This is a genomic window from Pseudomonas sp. Irchel s3h14 (assembly GCF_900187425.1).
Taxonomy (GTDB): domain Bacteria; phylum Pseudomonadota; class Gammaproteobacteria; order Pseudomonadales; family Pseudomonadaceae; genus Aquipseudomonas.
Map to the genome: position 1 here is coordinate 226,484 of NZ_FYDJ01000006.1, position 18,962 is coordinate 245,445.

The following is an 18,962-nucleotide window of genomic DNA, read 5'->3' on the forward strand; positions in this document are numbered from 1 at the left end:
CCCGGTGTCAGCGGGCGTGGCTAATGGAATCTTGTTATTCGCGTGAATCAACACAGCCGCTTGCGGCGTCATCACACGAAAAGCTGCGGGCACGGACCCTTCGCTTTTTTAAGCGTTTACGCGCCGACTACGATCGGCCTTGCCAGAGGCGGGACGACGGCGCTGGTAGGCGCGATGCCGGCTTCGAACTCATGGCGGAAGTATTTGATTGCGCTGCCCAACGGCTCCACGGCGCCCGGTGCGTGAGCACAGAAGGTCTTGCCCGGGCCGAGGAAACCGACCAGACCCAGCAGGGTCTCGATATCGCCGGCTTGCCCTTCACCGTTCTCAATCGCGCGCAGAAGCTTGACGCTCCACGGCAAACCGTCACGGCACGGGGTGCAGAAGCCGCAGGATTCGCGGGAGAAGAACTCTTCCATGTTGCGCAGCAGGGAAACCATGTTGACGCTGTCGTCCACCGCCATGGCCAGGCCGGTACCCATACGGGTGCCCACTTTGGCGATGCCGCCGGCGTACATTTGTGCGTCCAGGTGTTCCGGCAACAGGAAACCGGTACCGGCGCCGCCTGGCTGCCAGCACTTGAGCTTGTAACCGTCGCGCATGCCGCCGGCGTAGTCTTCGAACAACTCACGACCGGTGACGCCGAACGGCAATTCCCACAGGCCGGGGTTCTTGACCTTGCCGGAGAAGCCCATGAGCTTGGTGCCCATGTCTTCACTGCCTTCGCGGGCCAACGATTTGTACCAGTCCACGCCGTCGGCAATGATCGCCGGCACGTTGCACAGGGTTTCAACGTTGTTCACGCAAGTCGGCTTGCCCCACACGCCAACGGCGGCAGGGAAGGGCGGCTTGGAGCGCGGGTTGGCGCGGCGGCCTTCGAGGGAGTTGATCAGTGCGGTTTCTTCACCGCAGATGTAACGCCCGGCGCCGGTGTGGACGAACAGCTCGAAATCGAAGCCGCTGCCCAGGATGTTTTTACCCAAAAGGCCCGCTGCCTTGGCTTCTTCCACGGCACGGTTCAGGTGCTTGGCGGCGGTGGTGTATTCGCCACGCAGGAAGATGTAGCCACGGTAGGTTTTCAGCGCGCGAGCACTGATCAGCATGCCTTCGATCAGCAGATGGGGCAGTTGCTCCATCAGCATGCGGTCTTTCCAGGTGTTCGGTTCCATCTCATCCGCGTTGCACAGCAGGTAGCGGATGTTGATGGATTCGTCTTTGGGCATCAGGCCCCACTTAACACCCGTGGGGAAGCCTGCACCGCCGCGACCTTTAAGGCCCGAGTCTTTCACGGTCTGGACGATGTCGTCCTGAGCCATGTCGGCGAAAGCCTTGCGCGCAGCCGCGTAGCCGTTCTTGGCCTGGTACTCGTCGAGCCATACGGCTTCGCCGTCGTCACGCAGACGCCAGGTCAGCGGGTGAGTCTCGGCCGAACGCTTGATGCGGTTGGCGGGACCGAAGGAAGTCAGGGTCATACGTAGCCCTCGAGCAATTTGGCAACGCCGGCAGGCTGCACATCACCGAAAGTGTCGTCGTCGATCATCAACGCCGGCGCCTTGTCGCAGTTGCCGAGGCAGCAGACCGGCAGCAGGGTGAAACGACCGTCGGCGGTGGTCTGACCCAGGCCGATGCCCAGATTGCTCTGGATTTCGCTGACTACCGATTCATGGCCGCCGATGTAGCAGACCATGCTGTCGCAGACGCGAATGATGTGACGGCCGACCGGCTGACGGAAGATCTGGCTATAGAACGTCGCCACGCCTTCAACGTCGCTCGCCGGGATGCCGAGGATTTCGCCGATGGCGTAGAGCGCGCCATCCGGCACCCAGCCACGTTCCTTCTGGACGATCTTCAGGGCTTCGATCGACGCCGCGCGCGGGTCTTCGTAGTGATGCAGCTCGTGCTCGATGGCCGAGCGCTCGGTTTCGCTCAAGGCGAAACGGTCTGTCTGGATAAGCGTGCTGTTCATGCTTAGCGGTCCACGTCGGCCATAACGAAATCGATACTACCCAGGTACGCGATCAAGTCCGCGACCATGCTGCCTTTGATCACCGAAGGGATCTGCTGCAGGTGCGGGAAGCTTGGGGTGCGAATCCGGGTGCGGTAGCTCATGGTGCCGCCATCGCTCGTCAGGTAATAACTATTGATGCCCTTGGTCGCTTCGATCATCTGGAAGGATTCGTTGGCCGGCATGACCGGGCCCCACGAAACTTGCAGGAAGTGCGTGATCAAGGTCTCGATGTGCTGCAGGGTGCGCTCTTTCGGTGGCGGCGTGGTCAGCGGGTGATCCGCCTTGTACGGGCCTTCCGGCATGTTGCGCATGCACTGCTCGATGATCTTCAGGCTCTGGCGCATTTCTTCGACACGCACGATGCAACGGTCGTAGGCATCGCCATTGGCCGCCAGCGGCACTTCGAATTCGAAGTTCTCGTAACCGGAGTACGGGCGAGCTTTACGCAGGTCGAAATCGCAACCGGTCGAACGCAGGCCGGAACCGGTGACGCCCCATTCCAGGGCTTCTTTGGTGTTGTAGGCGGCGACGCCGATGGTCCGGCCACGCAGGATGCTGTTGTCCAGTGCGGCTTTCTGGTATTCGTCCAGACGCTTTGGCATCCACTCGATGAAGTCTTTCACCAGTTTTTCCCAGCCGCGCGGCAGGTCGTGAGCGACGCCACCGATGCGGTACCAGGCCGGGTGCAGACGGAAGCCGGTAATGGCTTCGATCACCGTGTACGCCTTCTGACGGTCGGTGAACGTGAAGAACACCGGGGTCATGGCGCCGACGTCCTGGATGTAAGTCCCCAGGAACAGCAGGTGGCTGGTGATCCGGAAGAACTCGGCCATCATGATGCGGATGACGTCGACCTTCTCAGGTACCTTGATGCCGGCCAGCTTCTCGACCGAGAGCACGTACGGCAGGTTGTTCATCACGCCGCCGAGGTAGTCGATACGGTCGGTGTACGGAATGAAGCTGTGCCAGGACTGACGCTCGGCCATCTTCTCGGCACCACGGTGGTGGTAACCGACGTCCGGTACGCAATCGACGATCTCTTCACCGTCCAGCTGCAGAATGATGCGGAACGCACCGTGCGCGGAAGGGTGGTTAGGACCGAGGTTGAGGAACATGTAGTCCTCGTTCGCACCGGAACGCTTCATGCCCCAGTCTTCAGGCTTGAAGCGCGCGGCTTCTTCCTCAAGCTGCTGCTTGGCCAGGGTCAGGCTGAACGGGTCGAACTCGGTGGCACGGGCCGGGAAGTCCTTGCGCAGCGGGTGACCTTCCCAGGTCGGCGGCATCATGATGCGGGTCAGGTGCGGGTGACCGGCAAAGTTGATGCCGTACATGTCCCACACTTCACGCTCGTACCAGTTGGCGTTCGGCCAGATGCCGGTCACGGTCGGCACGCTGAGGTCGCTCTCGGACAAGGCGACCTTGATCATTACGTCACTATTACGTTCGATCGACATCAAGTGATAGAACACAGTGAAGTCGGCGCCGTTAGGCAGCCCTTGACGCTTGGTGCGCAGACGCTCGTCCACGCCGTGCAGGTCATAGAGCATGACGTACGGCTTGGGCAGGTTACGCAGGAAGGTCAGGACTTCGACGAGTTTGGCACGGGCAACCCAAAGCACCGGCATGCCGGTGCGGGTAGGCTGGGCGGTGAACGCCTCAGGGCCAAAACGGTTGTTCAGTTCGACGACCACATCCTGGTCGTCTGCCTTATAAGGCGGGATGTACAGAGCACTGCCTGTAGTCATGGTTATTTATCGCTTTCGGTCAACGTAAAGAATGAAGCCAGTTTCTCGTTCTATAAAAGAAGCAGATCTGGATCAGACTTCGTCGGGGCTGCGCAGGTTGGTGACTGCGATTCGCTGTTCGCGGCGCTGTTCCTTTTGCGAAGGCATCTCGGCGCGGTACACGCCTTGATCGCCGACGACCCAGGAAAGTGGGCGACGCTCCTGTCCAATCGACTCTTGCAAGAGCATCAAGCCTTGCAGAAAAGCTTCAGGGCGGGGCGGGCAGCCAGGCACGTAGACGTCCACGGGCAGGAACTTGTCCACCCCTTGAACGACTGAGTAGATGTCGTACATGCCACCGGAGTTGGCGCACGAACCCATGGAGATAACCCATTTAGGTTCGAGCATTTGCTCGTAGAGACGCTGAATGATCGGCGCCATCTTGATGAAGCAGGTACCGGCGATAACCATGAAATCCGCCTGACGCGGCGATGCCCGGATAACCTCGGCGCCAAAGCGCGCGATGTCGTGGGGCGCCGTGAAGGCGGTGGTCATTTCCACGTAGCAGCACGAAAGACCGAAGTTGTACGGCCACAGGGAGTTCTTGCGCCCCCAGTTGATCGTGCCGTTAAGCACGTCTTCGAGCTTGCCCATGAAAATGTTTTTGTGGACTTGATCTTCTAACGGATCGGAAACGGTTTCCCGTTCGCCAATCGGATACTGCTCGTTAGGAGCATCGGGGTCGATCCTGGTGAGATTGTATTGCATTGCCAAAGCCTCATTGTTTCAGCTTCGCTTGCCGCTTAAGACGAGCTGCCGGAGCCCAGTCAAGGGCGCCCACTCGAAATAGGTAGACAAGGCCTGCCAACAGAATTGCTATGAAAACGAGAGCTTCGACGAATCCGGTCCAGCCGCTTTCGCGGACGGACACAGACCAGGCAAAGAGAAAAAGGGCTTCGATGTCGAAGATCACGAAGAGCATCGCGACCAGATAGAATTTTGCAGAGAGCCGCAGACGGGCGCCACCTGTAGGCAGCATGCCGGATTCGAACGGTTCGTTTTTGCTGCGGCCCCAGGCTTTTGACCCGAGGAGGCTGGAGACGCCGAGCATGAAGGCACAAAGGCCGACGACGCCCAGAAGGAAAATGGCAAAGCCCCAGTTGTGGGCCATGAGTCCTGTCGCTTCGGGCATGCTGGTAATCCTTAACAGAGAGCAAAGGTCTCTGAGCTTGAAAAGAAACAAAGCAGTGACGATATGTCGCAGCAATCAATCCCGCTGATTTTATGGCACAACACCGTGCAAGTAAAATTCCTATAGCGAAATTATTTATAGGATTAAGGACATAGCGCACCTCCAAAACCCCGCAGCCCATGCGGTTCGGGCATTAGCCGGGATTTCATCAATATTGTTTTGTTGGGAATGTAACGAACATAGTTTCAGCTAAATGATAATCAATATTGTTTGCGGTGGTTTTTAAACTGTTTAATGGGATAAGAACCGGGAAGTTGTCTTATATGCGCATTACTGCAAGAAATTGGCGGGGTCGTTTTACCTTCTTTTCCTGATCGAGAAACTGCTCTGGATCAATGATTTTTCCGTGATTTTGCCCCTGTAGGAGCGAGGCTTGCCCGCGAAGAACGATGACGCGGTATGCCTGGAAGGCCGTGGCGTATTCTTCGCGGGCAAGTCGGATCGCCGCACCGCTCGCTCCTACAAGAGCCGATGAAATCGCAGGCAAAAAAACGCCCCGAACCAGTCGGGGCGTCAGATGTGCGGCGTTGCGGTTAGCTTTCTACTCGGTCCGCAACGGCCGTTTGCTCAGGTGAAGCAGATCAGTGGAACTGTTCTTCTTCAGTCGAACCGGTCAGTGCGGTTACCGAAGACGAACCACCTTGAATCACGGTGGTCATGTCGTCGAAGTAGCCGGTGCCCACTTCCTGCTGGTGAGCCACGAAGGTGTAGCCCTTCGAAGCGTCAGCGAACTCTTGCTCTTGCAGCTTCACGTAGGCAGTCATGTCGTTGCGGGCGTAGTCGTGCGCCAGGTTGAACATGCTGTGCCACATGTTGTGAATGCCGGCCAGGGTGATGAACTGGTGCTTGTAACCCATGGCGGACAGTTCGCGCTGGAACTTGGCGATGGTCGCGTCGTCCAGGTTTTTCTTCCAGTTGAAGGAAGGCGAGCAGTTGTACGACAGCAGTTGGTCCGGGTATTCCTTTTTGATCGCTTCAGCGAAGCGACGAGCCTCGTCCAGATCCGGCTTGGCGGTTTCGCACCAGATCAGGTCGGCGTACGGAGCATAAGCCAGGCCGCGAGCGATCGCCTGGTCCAGGCCGGCGCGCACTTTGTAGAAGCCTTCCTGGGTGCGTTCGCCAGTCACGAACGGCTGGTCGTACGGGTCGCAATCGGAAGTCAGCAGGTCAGCCGCGTTAGCGTCGGTACGAGCCAGGATGATGGTCGGCGTACCGGCAACGTCAGCTGCCAGACGAGCAGCGGTCAGCTTCTGTACAGCTTCCTGGGTAGGAACCAGTACCTTGCCGCCCATGTGGCCGCATTTTTTCACGGAAGCCAGTTGGTCTTCGAAGTGAACGCCGGCGGCGCCTGCTTCGATCATGCTTTTCATCAGCTCGTAAGCGTTCAGTACGCCGCCGAAACCGGCTTCGGCGTCCGCCACGATTGGCGCGAAGTAGTCGATGTAGCCTTCGTCGCCCGGGCCTTTGCCGGCTTTCCACTGGATCTGGTCAGCACGACGGAACGAGTTGTTGATGCGCTTGACCACGGTTGGAACCGAATCCACCGGGTACAGCGACTGGTCCGGGTACATCGATTCGGCGGAGTTGTTGTCCGCAGCGACTTGCCAGCCCGACAGGTAGATCGCCTGGATACCGGCTTTAACTTGTTGTACAGCCTGGCCGCCAGTCAGGGCGCCCATGCAGTTGACGAAATCTTTATCAGGACGGAAGGACGGCTTGGCGCCCTGGGTTACCAGGTTCCAAAGCTTCTCGGCGCCCAATTTTGCAAAGGTGTGCTCAGGTTGAACCGAGCCACGCAGGCGGACGACGTCAGCAGCGGAGTAAGCGCGTGTCACGCCTTTCCAGCGTGGGTTTTCAGCCCAATCTTTTTCGAGGGCTGCAATTTGCTGTTCGCGTGTCAGTGCCATGGGGATAAACCTCGTCGCGTCTTTAATCGAAAGTGGTTCTGGGTGGACAATTCCTGCGTGCCAAGTACGCTTTTCAAAGGTGGGCGTAAAAGGCTGCTCGCTGACCAGAAGCTTAGGTGGTCAAGTTGGATTCGGCGGGGATGGCGACGGGATGAACGATGGGCTCGAGGGGAAGTGAGCAGGTAAAGGCGAACTGTCGAGCGCATTCGGGCGTCGTGGGCCTTGGTACGAACTTCAGTGTGGAGCCGGGTTACCTAATTACGCTTCCGTCCCTCGGGACAACTTCGTTCCAGTCGGCAACCTCGTCAAACACACCTTGTGGGCGGTACAGACACGAAGCGGCTCGCGGGGTAGGTGCGAACGGCGCCTCGAAGGCCCTTGCCAGGGCCCCTGATTAGCGGGAGCGAGGCCATCATGCCTTCGCTTTTTTGTATCGTCAAACGTTTTGTAGTGCTTTTTTTATGGCACTACATCTTTGGTCTAATACGACTAATCAGTCAGTTTTCGGTGGTTTAGTCCAAAGTATCGACTTTCACCCGCAGGGTCATGTCATCGCGACCCTGAGTCGAGTAGCTGCGGGTCTGGCCCTGTTTGTCGGCCTGAGTCTGGCGGTTTACGCCGGCCAGGGTGATCCATTCACCCAGGCGTCCCGTGACAGTTGTGTCGGTACTTTGCACATTCACTACATCGGGACGTTCCTGGCTCATTCGGTCACGATTGGTACTGATCGCCAGATGAACGATGTCGCCGGTGACGCTGGCGGTGACGTAGAAACCCTGGGTGACGTTGCGGTATTCGGTCTGGCTGCGCAGGTCGCCGTAGGAATCGGTCTGAGAGCTGGTGAGCGGGACGCTCTGGCCGACCTGGATCAGTGCTGGCGTCCCTTCGCTGGCCTGGACCTGCTGAATCCCGCCGTCACGGCTGTCGGTGCTGCGATTGATGATGCGGGTCTGACTCGGTTTCGCGCCGTTTACCGAGTAGCCCTGATCGCCCTGGAAGTTGTTTTCGTTGGTGTCGACAGTGATCAGCAGACGTTTGGCGGCCACATCGAGTTGCGTGATCAAGGCTTTAAGTTCGTCGATCTTGCGCTGATCGGCATTAACGATCAGTTGGTTTCCGTAGGCGCTGACCTGGCCATCCTTGCCGATAAAATCCTGGGCCATCGGCAGCATGTCGGCACTGGTGCGGTAGTTCAGTGGCACGATCTCGGTGGCTGCCATGGCCGAAAAACTGCAGCTCAGCAGCAGCGTGGTGAGCAGGGTGCGTAGGGACATATCCGTTATCTCCGACATCTTGAAGTGTTGATATTGCCAGTTTGTCGGCCCGGCGTGGGGCAAGTTGAATCGTAGACAGCAAAACGCCCCGGCATCCGAAGACGGCAGGGCGTTTTGTGGTGTTCTTTCGGGCCTCTTCGCGAGCAAGCCCGCTCCCACAGGGAAATGCATTCCAATTGTGGGAGCGGGCTTGCTCGCGAAGGGGGCGACTCGGTATTAAGCCGAATGCCGCACCATGTCCACATGCGGAATGCCTGCTTCCAGGAATTCCTCACTGACCAGGCTGAAGCCCAGGCGCTCATAGAACGCAGTGGCTTGTACCTGTGCGCTCAACATCTGCTGCTTCAGTCCGCGCTTCTCGGCTTCACCGATCACCGCTTGCATCAGCGCATCGCCGACTTTCAAGCCGCGCCAGTCTTTCAGTACCGATACCCGGCCGACGTGGCCATCGGGCAGCAGGCGGGCGGTGCCAATCGGAAAGTCGCCTTCGAAGGCTAGAAAATGCACCGCCGTTGCGTCATCAGCATCCCATTCCAGCTCAGGCGGAACGGATTGCTCGGCGATGAACACCGTCTCACGAATGCGCCGGATCTCGGCGTTGTCCTTTTGCCAGTCTGCGACACGTACGTGAATTTTATTCATCAGCAAACCCCAGGCTTCCTTGCTTGACCAGCTCGCACAGCAGGCCGCGGCCGTCTTCGTCGTTCAGCCAGTCACCGAGGTTATCGGTGTGCAGGGCGTCGGCAGCGCAGATCAATTTCAGCAGCTCGCGCAGTTTGCCCGGCAGGTAACGGCTCTGGCCGCTGGCGAACAGCAGCAGGTCGTCATCGACTTCGGACCAGGCCATGCGCGCGCTCGGGTTGCGGATCAGCACAGCGCCTTGTTCCAGGCTGGCGAGAAAGTCTTCTTCTTCGACTTCTTCCGGGCCGACGACCAGTTCCGGGTAGCGCGGCTCGGTCATGTACTGGCCGAACCAGGTCAGCAGCAGGCGCTCGTCGCTCATGTGCTCGGCCAGCAAAGCTTTCAGGCGATCAAGGGCGTCGTGCTGAATCTGGTGTGGATCGACCGCCGGCAGGGCGTCGGCGTCGGTGTAACGCTCTTCGTCAGTCAGGAACTGGCTGAGGAAGTCGGTGAAGTGAGTCAGCACTTCAGAGGCGCTCGGGGCGCGGAAGCCGACCGAGTAGGTCATGCAGTCATCCACCGCAACGCCGCAATGGGCCAGGCGTGGCGGCAGGTAGAGCATGTCGCCCGGCTCCAGAACCCACTCATCGGTGGCTTCGAAGTCGGCGAGGATGCGCAGGTCCGCGTGTGGCAGCAGCTTGCTCTCGGAGTCGCACATCTGGCCGATCTTCCAGTTGCGCTTGCCGTGACCTTGCAGCAGGAACACGTCGTAGTTATCGAAATGCGGACCGACGCTGCCACCCGGGGCGGCGAAGCTGATCATCACGTCGTCGACGCGCCAGCTCGGCAGGAAGCGAAAGTTTTCCAGCAACTCGCTGACTTCTGGCACGAATTGGTCGACCGCTTGCACCAGCAGGGTCCACTCGGTTTCCGGCAACTTGCTGAATTCGTCTTCGGCAAACGGGCCGCGACGCATTTCCCAAGGACGCTCGCCGTGTTCGATCACCAGGCGCGATTCAACTTCTTCTTCCAGCGCCAGGCCGGCCAGTTCGTCTGGGTCGATCGGGCTTTCGAAATCAGGGATCGCCTGGCGGATCAGCAGCGGTTTTTTCTGCCAGTAGTCACGCAGGAATTCGCGCGCCGTGATGCCGCCCAGAAGTTGAAGAGGAATATCAGGATTCATGTGTAACCTATTGAAAAAATGCACTTTTCAGACGGGAATAAAAACGCCCGGCGCTGCCGGGCGTCTCAAAAGGGTAAAGCGGTCGATCAGATGCGTTTGGCTTGCTCTACAGCGTTACCGATGTAGTTCGCCGGGGTGAGCAATTTCAGCTCGGCCTTGGCGGCGGCTGGCATGTCCAGGCCGTCGATGAAAGTTTGCAGTGCTTCAGGGCTGATGCCCTTGCCACGGGTCAACTCTTTCAGTTTTTCGTACGGGTTTTCGATGTTGTAGCGACGCATAACGGTCTGGATTGGCTCGGCCAATACTTCCCAGCACGCGTCCAGGTCGGCAGCAATCTTCTGAGCGTTGAGCTCCAGTTTGCTGATGCCTTTCAGACTGGCTTCGTACGCGATCACGCTGTGGGCGAAGCCGACACCGAGGTTGCGCAGTACGGTGGAGTCGGTCAGGTCGCGCTGCCAGCGGGAGATCGGCAGCTTGCTCGCCAGGTGCTGGAACAGTGCGTTGGCGATGCCCAGGTTGCCTTCGGAGTTCTCGAAGTCGATCGGGTTGACCTTGTGCGGCATGGTCGACGAACCGATTTCGCCAGCGATGGTGCGCTGCTTGAAATAACCCAGGGAGATGTAGCCCCAGATGTCGCGGTCGAAGTCGATCAGGATGGTGTTGAAGCGCGCGATCGCGTCGAACAGCTCGGCGATATAGTCGTGCGGTTCGATCTGCGTGGTGTATGGGTTGAAGCCAAGGCCCAGCTCGTCTTCGATGAAGGCGCGGGCGTTCTCTTCCCAATCGATCTCAGGGTAGGCCGACAGGTGAGCGTTGTAGTTGCCGACAGCGCCGTTGATCTTGCCCAGCAGCGGAACGGCCGCGACTTGAGCGATTTGACGCTCCAGACGGTAAACCACGTTCGCCAGTTCTTTGCCCAGGGTAGTCGGCGAGGCCGGTTGACCGTGGGTGCGCGACAGCATCGGCACGTCAGCGAAACGGATGGCCAGTTCGCGGATGGCTTCAGCGGTTTGGCGCATCAGCGGCAGCATCACGTCATCACGGCCTTCGCGCAGCATCAGGGCGTGGGACAGGTTGTTGATGTCCTCGCTGGTGCAGGCAAAGTGGATGAATTCGCTGACGGCGGCCAGTTCCGGCAGCTTGGCCGCTTGCTCTTTGAGCAGGTATTCGATGGCTTTGACGTCGTGGTTGGTGGTGCGCTCGATCTCTTTGACACGCTCGGCGTGCTCCAGAGCGAAGTTTTCCGCCAGGGTGTTCAGCACAGCGTTGGCTTCGGCGGAGAACGCCGGCACTTCGCTGATGCCTGGGTGAGCGGCCAGGCGCTGGAGCCAGCGCACTTCAACCAGAACGCGAGCACGGATCAGGCCGTATTCGCTGAAAATTGGGCGCAGGGCCTGGGTTTTGCCGGCGTAGCGGCCGTCAACAGGGGAAACCGCAGTGAGCGAAGAAAGCTGCATGGGGTGTTCTCGGACAGTCGGGCAACGAAATGGGGCGCGTATCATACATGAAAAAATCCGCCGGTCCGTTGCCAACTGACCAGCGTCTTACGCGTTACAAACAACAAACGGTCTTGCGGGCGCGGTTCAGCTGCTGCGCATCAGCGGGTAAAGCTCTTTCAGCAGCTTGCGACGGCTGATCACCAGCTGCCAGCGATGTCCGCCCAACTGCCGCCACAGGCGTGCCGAACGAATTCCGGCCAGCAACAGGGCGCGGATCTTCGAAGCGTTGCTCGGTTGCTGCAGGTTGCGCATGTCGCCATGGACCTGAATTCGTTGGCGCAGGGTGCTCAGGGTGTCCTGGTACAGCGCACCGCAGGCGGCAATCACGTTTTCGTGCGCCGGGCCGAAGTGCTCGACCTGGGACTGAATCTGCGGCAGACGCTTGCCGATTACGTCCAGCATGTCGTTGCGCTTGGCCAATTGACGCTCCAGACCGAGCATCGCCAGCGCATAGCGAAGCGGTTCGCGCTGAAGGGTGCTCGGGTCGCGCTCCAGGGCGCCGATCAATGCGCGGTAACCTTCACGCAGATTGATGTCGTCGCCGCCGTAGACTTCCAGGGTGTCCTTTGGGTCGCGAATCAGCAGGCTGCCGAGCATGCACGTCAGGCCGGCTTCGGTGGTCTGGCCGGTCTTGGCGATCTTGTCGACCAGCACGGCGGCGAGAAACACACCGCCCAGGGCCGTCAGTTGCTCCTGAGTCGGGTTCATTGCTGCTCGCCTTGAGCCGTGCCTTTGCTGGTCCACGGCTCCGCGACTTCAATCACGCCGCCGCCGAGGCAGATTTCACCGTCGTAGAACACCACGGACTGGCCCGGGGTGACCGCGCGTTGCGGGTCATCGAAGGTCGCGCGGTAGCCGGTGGCGGTTTTTTCCAGCGTGCACGGCTGGTCGCTTTGGCGATAGCGGACTTTGGCGGTCAGCCGGCGTGGTTCGCTCAGATCGATCGGGTTGACCCAATAGATGTCTGAAGCGAGCAGGGCGCGGGAGAACAGATACGGGTGGTCATTGCCCTGGCCAACGATCAGCTCGTTGTGTTCCAGGTCCTTGATCAGCACGTACCAAGGCTCGTCGCTAGCGTCTTTCAAGCCGCCGATGCCCAGGCCCTGACGCTGGCCAATGGTGTGATACATCAAGCCGTGGTGACGGCCGATGACTTCACCTTCGGTGGTCTTGATCTCGCCTGGCTGGGCCGGGAGGTATTGCTTGAGGAAGTCGCTGAAGCGGCGTTCGCCGATAAAGCAGATCCCGGTGGAATCCTTTTTCTTCGCGGTGGCGAGTTCGTGTTTCTCGGCAATCGCGCGCACTTCGGGTTTTTCCAGCTCGCCGACCGGGAACAGGGTCTTGGCGATCTGTTCACCGCCGACGGCGTGCAGGAAGTAGCTCTGGTCCTTGTTCGGGTCCAGGCCCTTGAGCAGTTCGGTGCGGCCATCGATGTCGCGGCGGCGCACGTAGTGACCGGTGGCGATCAGGTCGGCGCCGAGCATCATGGCGTAGTCGAGGAACGCCTTGAACTTGATCTCGCGGTTGCAGAGGATGTCCGGGTTCGGCGTGCGACCGGCCTTGTATTCGGCCAGGAAGTGCTCGAACACGTTGTCCCAGTACTCGGCGGCGAAGTTGGCGGTGTGCAGCTTGATGCCAATCCTGTCGCACACGGCCTGGGCGTCCGCCAGGTCATCCATGGCGGTGCAGTATTCCGTTCCATCGTCTTCTTCCCAGTTCTTCATGAACAGGCCTTCCACTTCATAACCCTGCTCGATCAGCAGGAGAGCGGAAACGGAAGAGTCCACGCCGCCGGACATGCCGACAATGACGCGCTTCTTTTGTGTGTCAGAAGGGGCTGGATCACGCATAGGGATTCAATGAGTGTCTTGAAAAAGGACGCGATTCTAACAGGCCGAAGCCCGCAAGGCTAAAGAGAAGGGCGGATCAGTTCGAGACCGAAGTGTTGACCGTCCAGATAATCATCGATACAGCGGATGATCAGCTCACTGCGCCAGTTTGCGCGCTGTGCCAGCAGTTCGTCACGCGTCAGCCATTTTGCGCCGACGATGCCGTCGTCCAGCTGATAGTCGGGGTGATGTTTGAGCGGTTTTGCGGTGAAGCAGACCCGCTGGTAAGTCACGCCGTTACTCGGGGCGGTGTAGAGGTAAATGCCCACCACGCCAGTCGGCTCGACATCCCAGCCGGTTTCTTCGAGGGTTTCACGCACGGCGGCCTCGATCAGGGTTTCGTCCGGGTCCAGATGGCCGGCGGGTTGGTTGAGCACCGTCCGCCCGCCCTTGGACTCTTCGACCATCAGGAAACGGCCGTTGTCTTCGACGATGGTCGCGACGGTGATGTGGGGTTTCCAGTCCATAGGACTTCCTCGATTTCAGGTGTTGCGAAATTTTAATGTGGGAGCGGCGGTGCGACGATTCGACTTGCTCGCGAATGCGGTGGGTCAGTCAATAGAGATGTTGAATGATAAACCGCATTCGCGAGCAAGCCCGCTCCCACATTGGATCTGTGGTGAGTCCGGAAACAGAAACCCCGGCACGGGGCCGGGGCTTCTTTGCATCCTTACAACCTTAAACCAGCGCAGCGATCGCGGCGTTGAAAGTGTTGCTTGGGCGCATGGCCTTGCTGATCAGCTCGGCATTGGCGTGGTAGTAACCGCCGATGTCCACTGGCTTGCCCTGAACGGCGTTGAGCTCGGCAACGATGGTTGCTTCGTTCTCGGTCAGGGTCTTGGCCAGTTCGCCGAACTGCGCTTGCAGTGCAGCGTCTTCGGTCTGGGCAGCCAGGGCTTGAGCCCAGTACAGCGCCAGGTAGAAGTGGCTGCCGCGGTTGTCGATGTTGCCGACTTTGCGCGATGGCGACTTGTTGTTGTCCAGGAACTGGCCAGTGGCCTGATCCAGGGTCTTGGCCAGAACCAGCGCCTTAGGGTTGTTGTACGTCACACCCAAGTGCTCAAGGGAAGCGGCCAGGGCCAGGAACTCGCCCAGGGAATCCCAGCGCAGGAAGTTCTCTTCCAGCAGCTGCTGAACGTGCTTCGGTGCCGAACCGCCGGCGCCGGTTTCGAACAGACCGCCGCCGTTCATCAGCGGAACGATCGACAGCATCTTGGCGCTGGTGCCCAGTTCCATGATCGGGAACAGGTCGGTCAGGTAGTCGCGCAGTACGTTGCCGGTCACCGAGATGGTGTCCTTGCCTTCGCGGGTACGGCCCAGAGTGAAGGCCATCGCGTCGACTGGCGACATGATGCGGATGTCCAGGCCGGAAGTATCGTGATCCTTCAGGTAAGCCTGAACTTTCTCGATCACTACACCGTCGTGGGCGCGCATTGGGTCCAGCCAGAAAATCGCTGGAGTGGCGCTTGCGCGAGCACGGTTGACGGCCAGTTTGACCCAATCCTGGATCGGCGCGTCTTTGGTCTGGCACATGCGGAAGATGTCGCCGGCTTCAACCGACTGCTCCAGCAGAGTGCGACCGGCACCGTCGGAAACCCGAACTACGCCGTTGGCCTTGATCTGGAAAGTCTTGTCGTGCGAGCCGTACTCTTCGGCTTTTTTCGCCATCAGGCCAACGTTTGGCACGCTGCCCATGGTGGTTGGATCGAAAGCGCCGTGCAGCTTGCAGTCTTCGATTACCGCCTGGTAGATGGTGGCGTAGCAGCGATCCGGGATCACAGCCTTGGTGTCGTGCAGCTGACCGTCAGTGCCCCACATTTTGCCGGAGTCACGGATCATCGCCGGCATCGAGGCGTCGACGATAACGTCGCTCGGCACGTGCAGGTTGGTGATGCCTTTGTCGGAGTTGACCATGGCCAACGACGGACGATCGGCGTAGACCGCCTGGATGTCCGCTTCGATCTGCGCTTGCTGCTCAGCCGGCAGGGCTTTGATGCGAGCGTACAGGTCGCCGATGCCGTTGTTCAGGTTGAAGCCGATCTGCGCCAGCACGTCAGCGTGCTTGGCCAGGGCGTCTTTATAGAACTCGGCAACGATCTGGCCGAACATGATCGGGTCGGAGACCTTCATCATGGTGGCTTTGAGGTGAACCGACAGCAGCACGCCTTTGGCTTTAGCGTCTTCGATCTCGGCAGCAATGAAGCTGCGCAGAGCGTTTTTGCTCATGACTGCGCAATCGAGGATCTCACCGGCTTGCACGGTGGTTTTTTCTTTCAGGACGGTGGTGGTGCCGTCTTGAGCGATCAGTTCGATTTTGACGGCGTCAGCGGCGTCGATCAGGGCAGCTTTTTCGCTACCGTAGAAATCGCCGGTGCTCATGTGCGCTACGTGGGACTTGGAGTCCGCAGCCCAGGCGCCCATTTTGTGCGGGTGCTTGCGCGCGTAGTTCTTGACCGACAGCGGTGCACGGCGATCGGAGTTGCCTTCGCGCAGAACCGGGTTCACGGCGCTGCCCTTGATCTTGTCGTAACGCGACTTGGCGAGCTTGTCGGCGTCGCTGGTCACGGTTTCCGGGTAGTCAGGCAGTGCGAAGCCCTGGGCTTGCAGTTCCTTGATCGCGGCTTGCAGTTGCGGAACCGAAGCGCTGATGTTCGGCAACTTGATGATGTTGGCTTCAGGCGTAACGGCCAGGTCGCCCAGTTCGGCGAGGTGGTCGGCTACGGCTTTGTCACCCAGTTGCTCGGGGAAGCTGGCCAGGATGCGCCCTGCAAGAGAGATATCGCGGGTTTCCACGGCGATATCAGCGGAGGCGGTGAAGGCCTCTACGATAGGCAACAGTGAATAGGTGGCGAGGGCGGGAGCTTCGTCGGTGAAGGTATAGATGATCTTCGAGCGGGTGGGCATATTCGGATTAACTCTCTCTTCTTTGCTAAAGCGTGCGCAGAAAAACTCGAGGGGCGCCGGGTAAGCGCGTTCGTTCAAAGTCATCCATGAGCCGAATGTCGAGATTTCTTCGCGGTGATGTTGGGTGCATCAGTCGAGCGTCAAGCGGGTGGGCTGCGGTAACAGCCCGGCTTTTTCGGGCCAAAAGCCTCGTAATAGAGAGGTCGGCCGTCGTGACTCTGTGGTCAGCGGGCGGCATTATACATAGGTAGCTGGCAATCTGCCGATGGTTCATATGCAACGATTGTCGTCCATTGGTCTAAAGGTCGCAGGGGCGAGTGGGGCGTAGAGTCTTGCACCGTGCTTGAGTTTGGCGCTTTTCCCTTTGCTTTCAGGCTTGTACGTCGCGAACTGTGCAGCTTTGCGGCAGATGGATGGAACATAGGGTTTGCGTGCCGATTTAACTGGGGTACGCTCGAACGAAGCCAGATGTTCAATCCAAACAATGGAGTTCAGCATGGGATACAAGAAGATTCAGGTTCCAGCAGTCGGCGACAAAATCACCGTCAACGCGGACCATTCTCTCAATGTTCCTAACAACCCGATCATCCCCTTCATCGAAGGTGATGGTATTGGCGTTGATATCAGCCCGGTCATGATCAAGGTTGTCGATGCTGCTGTTAAGAAGGCTTACGGCGGCGAGCGCAAAATTTCCTGGATGGAAGTCTACGCCGGGGAGAAAGCGACTCAGGTTTACGATCAGGACACCTGGCTACCCCAGGAAACCCTGGACGCAGTTAAAGATTACGTGGTTTCCATCAAGGGCCCTCTGACCACTCCGGTCGGTGGCGGCATCCGTTCCCTGAACGTGGCCCTGCGTCAGCAACTCGACCTTTATGTCTGCCTGCGCCCTGTGCGTTGGTTCGAAGGCGTGCCTAGCCCGGTCAAGAAGCCAGGCGACGTCGACATGACGATCTTCCGTGAGAACTCGGAAGACATCTACGCCGGTATCGAGTGGAAAGCCGGTTCGCCGGAAGCGACCAAGGTCATCAAGTTTCTTAAAGATGAAATGGGCGTCACCAAGATCCGTTTCGACGAAAACTGCGGTATCGGCATCAAGCCGGTTTCGCTGCAAGGCACCAAGCGTCTGGCGCGAAAAGCGCTGCAGTATGTGGTCGACAACGACCGTGACTCGCTGACCATCGTGCACAAAGGCAACATCATGAAGTTCACCGAAGGTGCCTTCAAGGAATGGGCCTACGAAGTGGCAGCTGAAGAGTTCGGCGCGACCCTGCTTGATGGCGGTCCGTGGATGCAGTTCAAAAACCCGAAAACCGGCAAGAACGTTATCGTCAAAGATGCCATCGCCGACGCCATGCTCCAGCAGATCCTGCTGCGCCCGGCCGAATACGATGTGATCGCGACCTTGAACCTGAATGGCGACTACCTCTCCGACGCCCTGGCGGCGGAAGTGGGCGGTATCGGTATCGCGCCGGGTGCCAACCTGTCTGACACCATTGCGATGTTCGAAGCGACCCACGGTACTGCGCCGAAGTACGCTGGCAAGGATCAGGTCAACCCGGGTTCCCTGATTCTGTCCGCAGAGATGATGCTGCGCCACATGGGCTGGACCGAAGCGGCTGATCTGATCATCAAGGGCACCAACGGCGCGATTTCCGCCAAGACCGTGACCTATGACTTCCACCGTTTGATGGAAGGCGCGAAACTGCTGTCTTCGTCTGCGTTTGGTGATGCGCTGATTTCGCATATGTAAGCGAATAGGCATTAAAAAAACCGCCTTCGGGCGGTTTTTTTATGACTGGATGACGGGTTGCGTCAACTCGACGCTGTTTCCTGTTGGGTGGTAGGTGTGGCCTGTTCGTTCTCGGTCGTGGCAGTCCCAATCTTGACTGCGTGCAGCCCTTTGGGTCCCTGGACGATCTCGAAGCTTACGAGTTGCCCGGCCTTGAGAGTCTTGTATCCTTCCATTTCAATGGCCGAATAGTGTGCAAAGAAATCAATAAGATGACCGTCTTCGTCACGGCCTTCTCTGGCGTCGGTGTTAATGAAACCGAATCCCTTGGCATTGTTGAACCATTTCACCTTACCGACTGACATACCCATATCCCTCTGCAACAGACTCCATCACTGGAGTATCATCCAGTTCATCCGCAGTCATTTCCTGGAAATAAGATTGACTCCGCGGACCTTTTTTACCCACTGTGGGCTCTATTGGTTGTAACACCGTTTTCCCGATAGTCAAGGTGACCGGGCAGTCGGAGTTGAAATCGTCCATAGCCGCCCCCACCACTGTATTTGCACAACTGACGAACCTTTCTTTCCATGCATGCAATCAGCCAGATTCGACTAACATTCAATCAGGACCACCCTGATTCACACGACGACGATTCCGCAGGCATTGCTGTTCAGGAGGCAAAGCCTGCTTTACAGGCGCCGCCGATGTACAAGGTGGTTTTGTTCAATGATGACTACACACCGATGGATTTCGTCGTCGAAGTGCTCGAGGTGTTTTTTAACCTGAATCGCGAGCTGGCGACCAAGGTCATGTTGGCCGTCCATACAGAAGGACGGGCAGTATGTGGAGTGTTTACCCGCGACATCGCCGAGACTAAGGCCATGCAGGTCAACCAGTACGCCAGGGAAAGCCAGCATCCGCTACTCTGTGAAATCGAGAAGGACGGTTAATCGCCGACCACTTGGG

Annotated in this window: 17 protein-coding genes; 2 read left to right on the top strand and 15 right to left on the bottom strand. The window is 58.6% G+C overall.

Annotated elements, in window-relative coordinates; all coding sequences use genetic code 11:
- Nucleotides 1-116 precede the first annotated feature (116 nt).
- From nuoF to CKW16_RS14650, 14 genes are all read right to left on the bottom strand, one after another.
- On the bottom strand, nucleotides 117-1,472 hold the full coding sequence (gene nuoF / locus CKW16_RS14580; protein ID WP_008146041.1) for an NADH-quinone oxidoreductase subunit NuoF: 1,356 nt from the start codon (nucleotides 1,470-1,472) through the stop codon (nucleotides 117-119).
- On the bottom strand, nucleotides 1,469-1,966 hold the full coding sequence (gene nuoE, locus CKW16_RS14585; protein WP_008146039.1) for an NADH-quinone oxidoreductase subunit NuoE: 498 nt from the start codon (nucleotides 1,964-1,966) through the stop codon (nucleotides 1,469-1,471). The genes nuoF and nuoE overlap by 4 nt, the downstream gene beginning before the upstream one ends.
- A gap of 2 nt (nucleotides 1,967-1,968) precedes the next feature.
- Nucleotides 1,969-3,753 (bottom strand): NADH-quinone oxidoreductase subunit C/D, encoded by a 1,785-nt coding sequence (nuoC, locus tag CKW16_RS14590; protein ID WP_056740437.1) that lies wholly within the window; start codon nucleotides 3,751-3,753, stop codon nucleotides 1,969-1,971.
- 72 nt (nucleotides 3,754-3,825) lie between these two features.
- Nucleotides 3,826-4,500, bottom strand: a complete 675-nt coding sequence (locus CKW16_RS14595; RefSeq protein WP_008146035.1) for an NADH-quinone oxidoreductase subunit B family protein — start codon at nucleotides 4,498-4,500, stop codon at nucleotides 3,826-3,828.
- A 10-nt stretch (nucleotides 4,501-4,510) separates the two neighbouring features.
- Nucleotides 4,511-4,924 (bottom strand): NADH-quinone oxidoreductase subunit A, encoded by a 414-nt coding sequence (locus tag CKW16_RS14600; RefSeq protein ID WP_008146033.1) that lies wholly within the window; start codon nucleotides 4,922-4,924, stop codon nucleotides 4,511-4,513.
- A 641-nt stretch (nucleotides 4,925-5,565) separates the two neighbouring features.
- A complete protein-coding gene (gene aceA, locus CKW16_RS14605) occupies nucleotides 5,566-6,891 on the bottom strand; it encodes an isocitrate lyase (RefSeq protein WP_033057066.1) in 1,326 nt (441 codons plus the stop codon).
- 512 nt (nucleotides 6,892-7,403) lie between these two features.
- The gene (locus tag CKW16_RS14610; RefSeq protein WP_095128995.1) at nucleotides 7,404-8,165 is read right to left on the bottom strand and encodes a secretin N-terminal domain-containing protein; all 762 of its coding nucleotides are present in this window, start codon (nucleotides 8,163-8,165) and stop codon (nucleotides 7,404-7,406) included.
- 216 nt (nucleotides 8,166-8,381) lie between these two features.
- Complete coding sequence (locus CKW16_RS14615) at nucleotides 8,382-8,807, bottom strand: GNAT family N-acetyltransferase (protein WP_017339601.1); 426 nt, start codon at nucleotides 8,805-8,807, stop codon at nucleotides 8,382-8,384.
- Nucleotides 8,800-9,969, bottom strand: a complete 1,170-nt coding sequence (locus CKW16_RS14620) for a cupin domain-containing protein (RefSeq protein WP_095128996.1) — start codon at nucleotides 9,967-9,969, stop codon at nucleotides 8,800-8,802. The genes CKW16_RS14615 and CKW16_RS14620 overlap by 8 nt, the downstream gene beginning before the upstream one ends.
- An 86-nt stretch (nucleotides 9,970-10,055) precedes the next feature.
- Nucleotides 10,056-11,426, bottom strand: coding sequence for an adenylosuccinate lyase (gene purB, locus CKW16_RS14625; RefSeq protein WP_027925117.1), 1,371 nt, complete (start codon nucleotides 11,424-11,426; stop codon nucleotides 10,056-10,058).
- A gap of 126 nt (nucleotides 11,427-11,552) precedes the next feature.
- Complete coding sequence (hflD, locus tag CKW16_RS14630; RefSeq protein ID WP_046047459.1) at nucleotides 11,553-12,176, bottom strand: high frequency lysogenization protein HflD; 624 nt, start codon at nucleotides 12,174-12,176, stop codon at nucleotides 11,553-11,555.
- Nucleotides 12,173-13,318 (bottom strand): tRNA 2-thiouridine(34) synthase MnmA, encoded by a 1,146-nt coding sequence (mnmA, locus tag CKW16_RS14635; RefSeq protein ID WP_095128997.1) that lies wholly within the window; start codon nucleotides 13,316-13,318, stop codon nucleotides 12,173-12,175. Before mnmA ends, hflD begins: the two co-directional genes overlap by 4 nt.
- Nucleotides 13,319-13,377: 59 nt before the next feature.
- On the bottom strand, nucleotides 13,378-13,824 hold the full coding sequence (locus CKW16_RS14640) for an NUDIX hydrolase (protein ID WP_033057055.1): 447 nt from the start codon (nucleotides 13,822-13,824) through the stop codon (nucleotides 13,378-13,380).
- A 211-nt stretch (nucleotides 13,825-14,035) separates the two neighbouring features.
- Nucleotides 14,036-16,261, bottom strand: coding sequence for an NADP-dependent isocitrate dehydrogenase (locus tag CKW16_RS14650; protein ID WP_095128998.1), 2,226 nt, complete (start codon nucleotides 16,259-16,261; stop codon nucleotides 14,036-14,038).
- A 496-nt stretch (nucleotides 16,262-16,757) separates the two neighbouring features.
- On the opposite strand from CKW16_RS14650, the gene icd reads away from it, so the two are divergent.
- Nucleotides 16,758-18,014 carry an NADP-dependent isocitrate dehydrogenase gene (gene icd, locus CKW16_RS14660; RefSeq protein ID WP_010458895.1) on the top strand — a complete coding sequence of 419 codons (1,257 nt, stop codon included), beginning with the start codon at nucleotides 16,758-16,760 and terminating at the stop codon, nucleotides 18,012-18,014.
- 62 nt (nucleotides 18,015-18,076) lie between these two features.
- On the opposite strand, the gene CKW16_RS14665 is transcribed toward icd, so the two are convergent.
- Nucleotides 18,077-18,358, bottom strand: coding sequence for a cold shock domain-containing protein (locus CKW16_RS14665; protein ID WP_095129098.1), 282 nt, complete (start codon nucleotides 18,356-18,358; stop codon nucleotides 18,077-18,079).
- A gap of 225 nt (nucleotides 18,359-18,583) precedes the next feature.
- Between CKW16_RS14665 and clpS the strand changes: the two genes are divergently transcribed.
- Nucleotides 18,584-18,946: an ATP-dependent Clp protease adapter ClpS gene (clpS, locus tag CKW16_RS14670; RefSeq protein ID WP_027925124.1), complete on the top strand. Its 363-nt coding sequence runs from the start codon at nucleotides 18,584-18,586 to the stop codon at nucleotides 18,944-18,946.
- The last annotated feature ends 16 nt before the right edge of the window (nucleotides 18,947-18,962 follow it).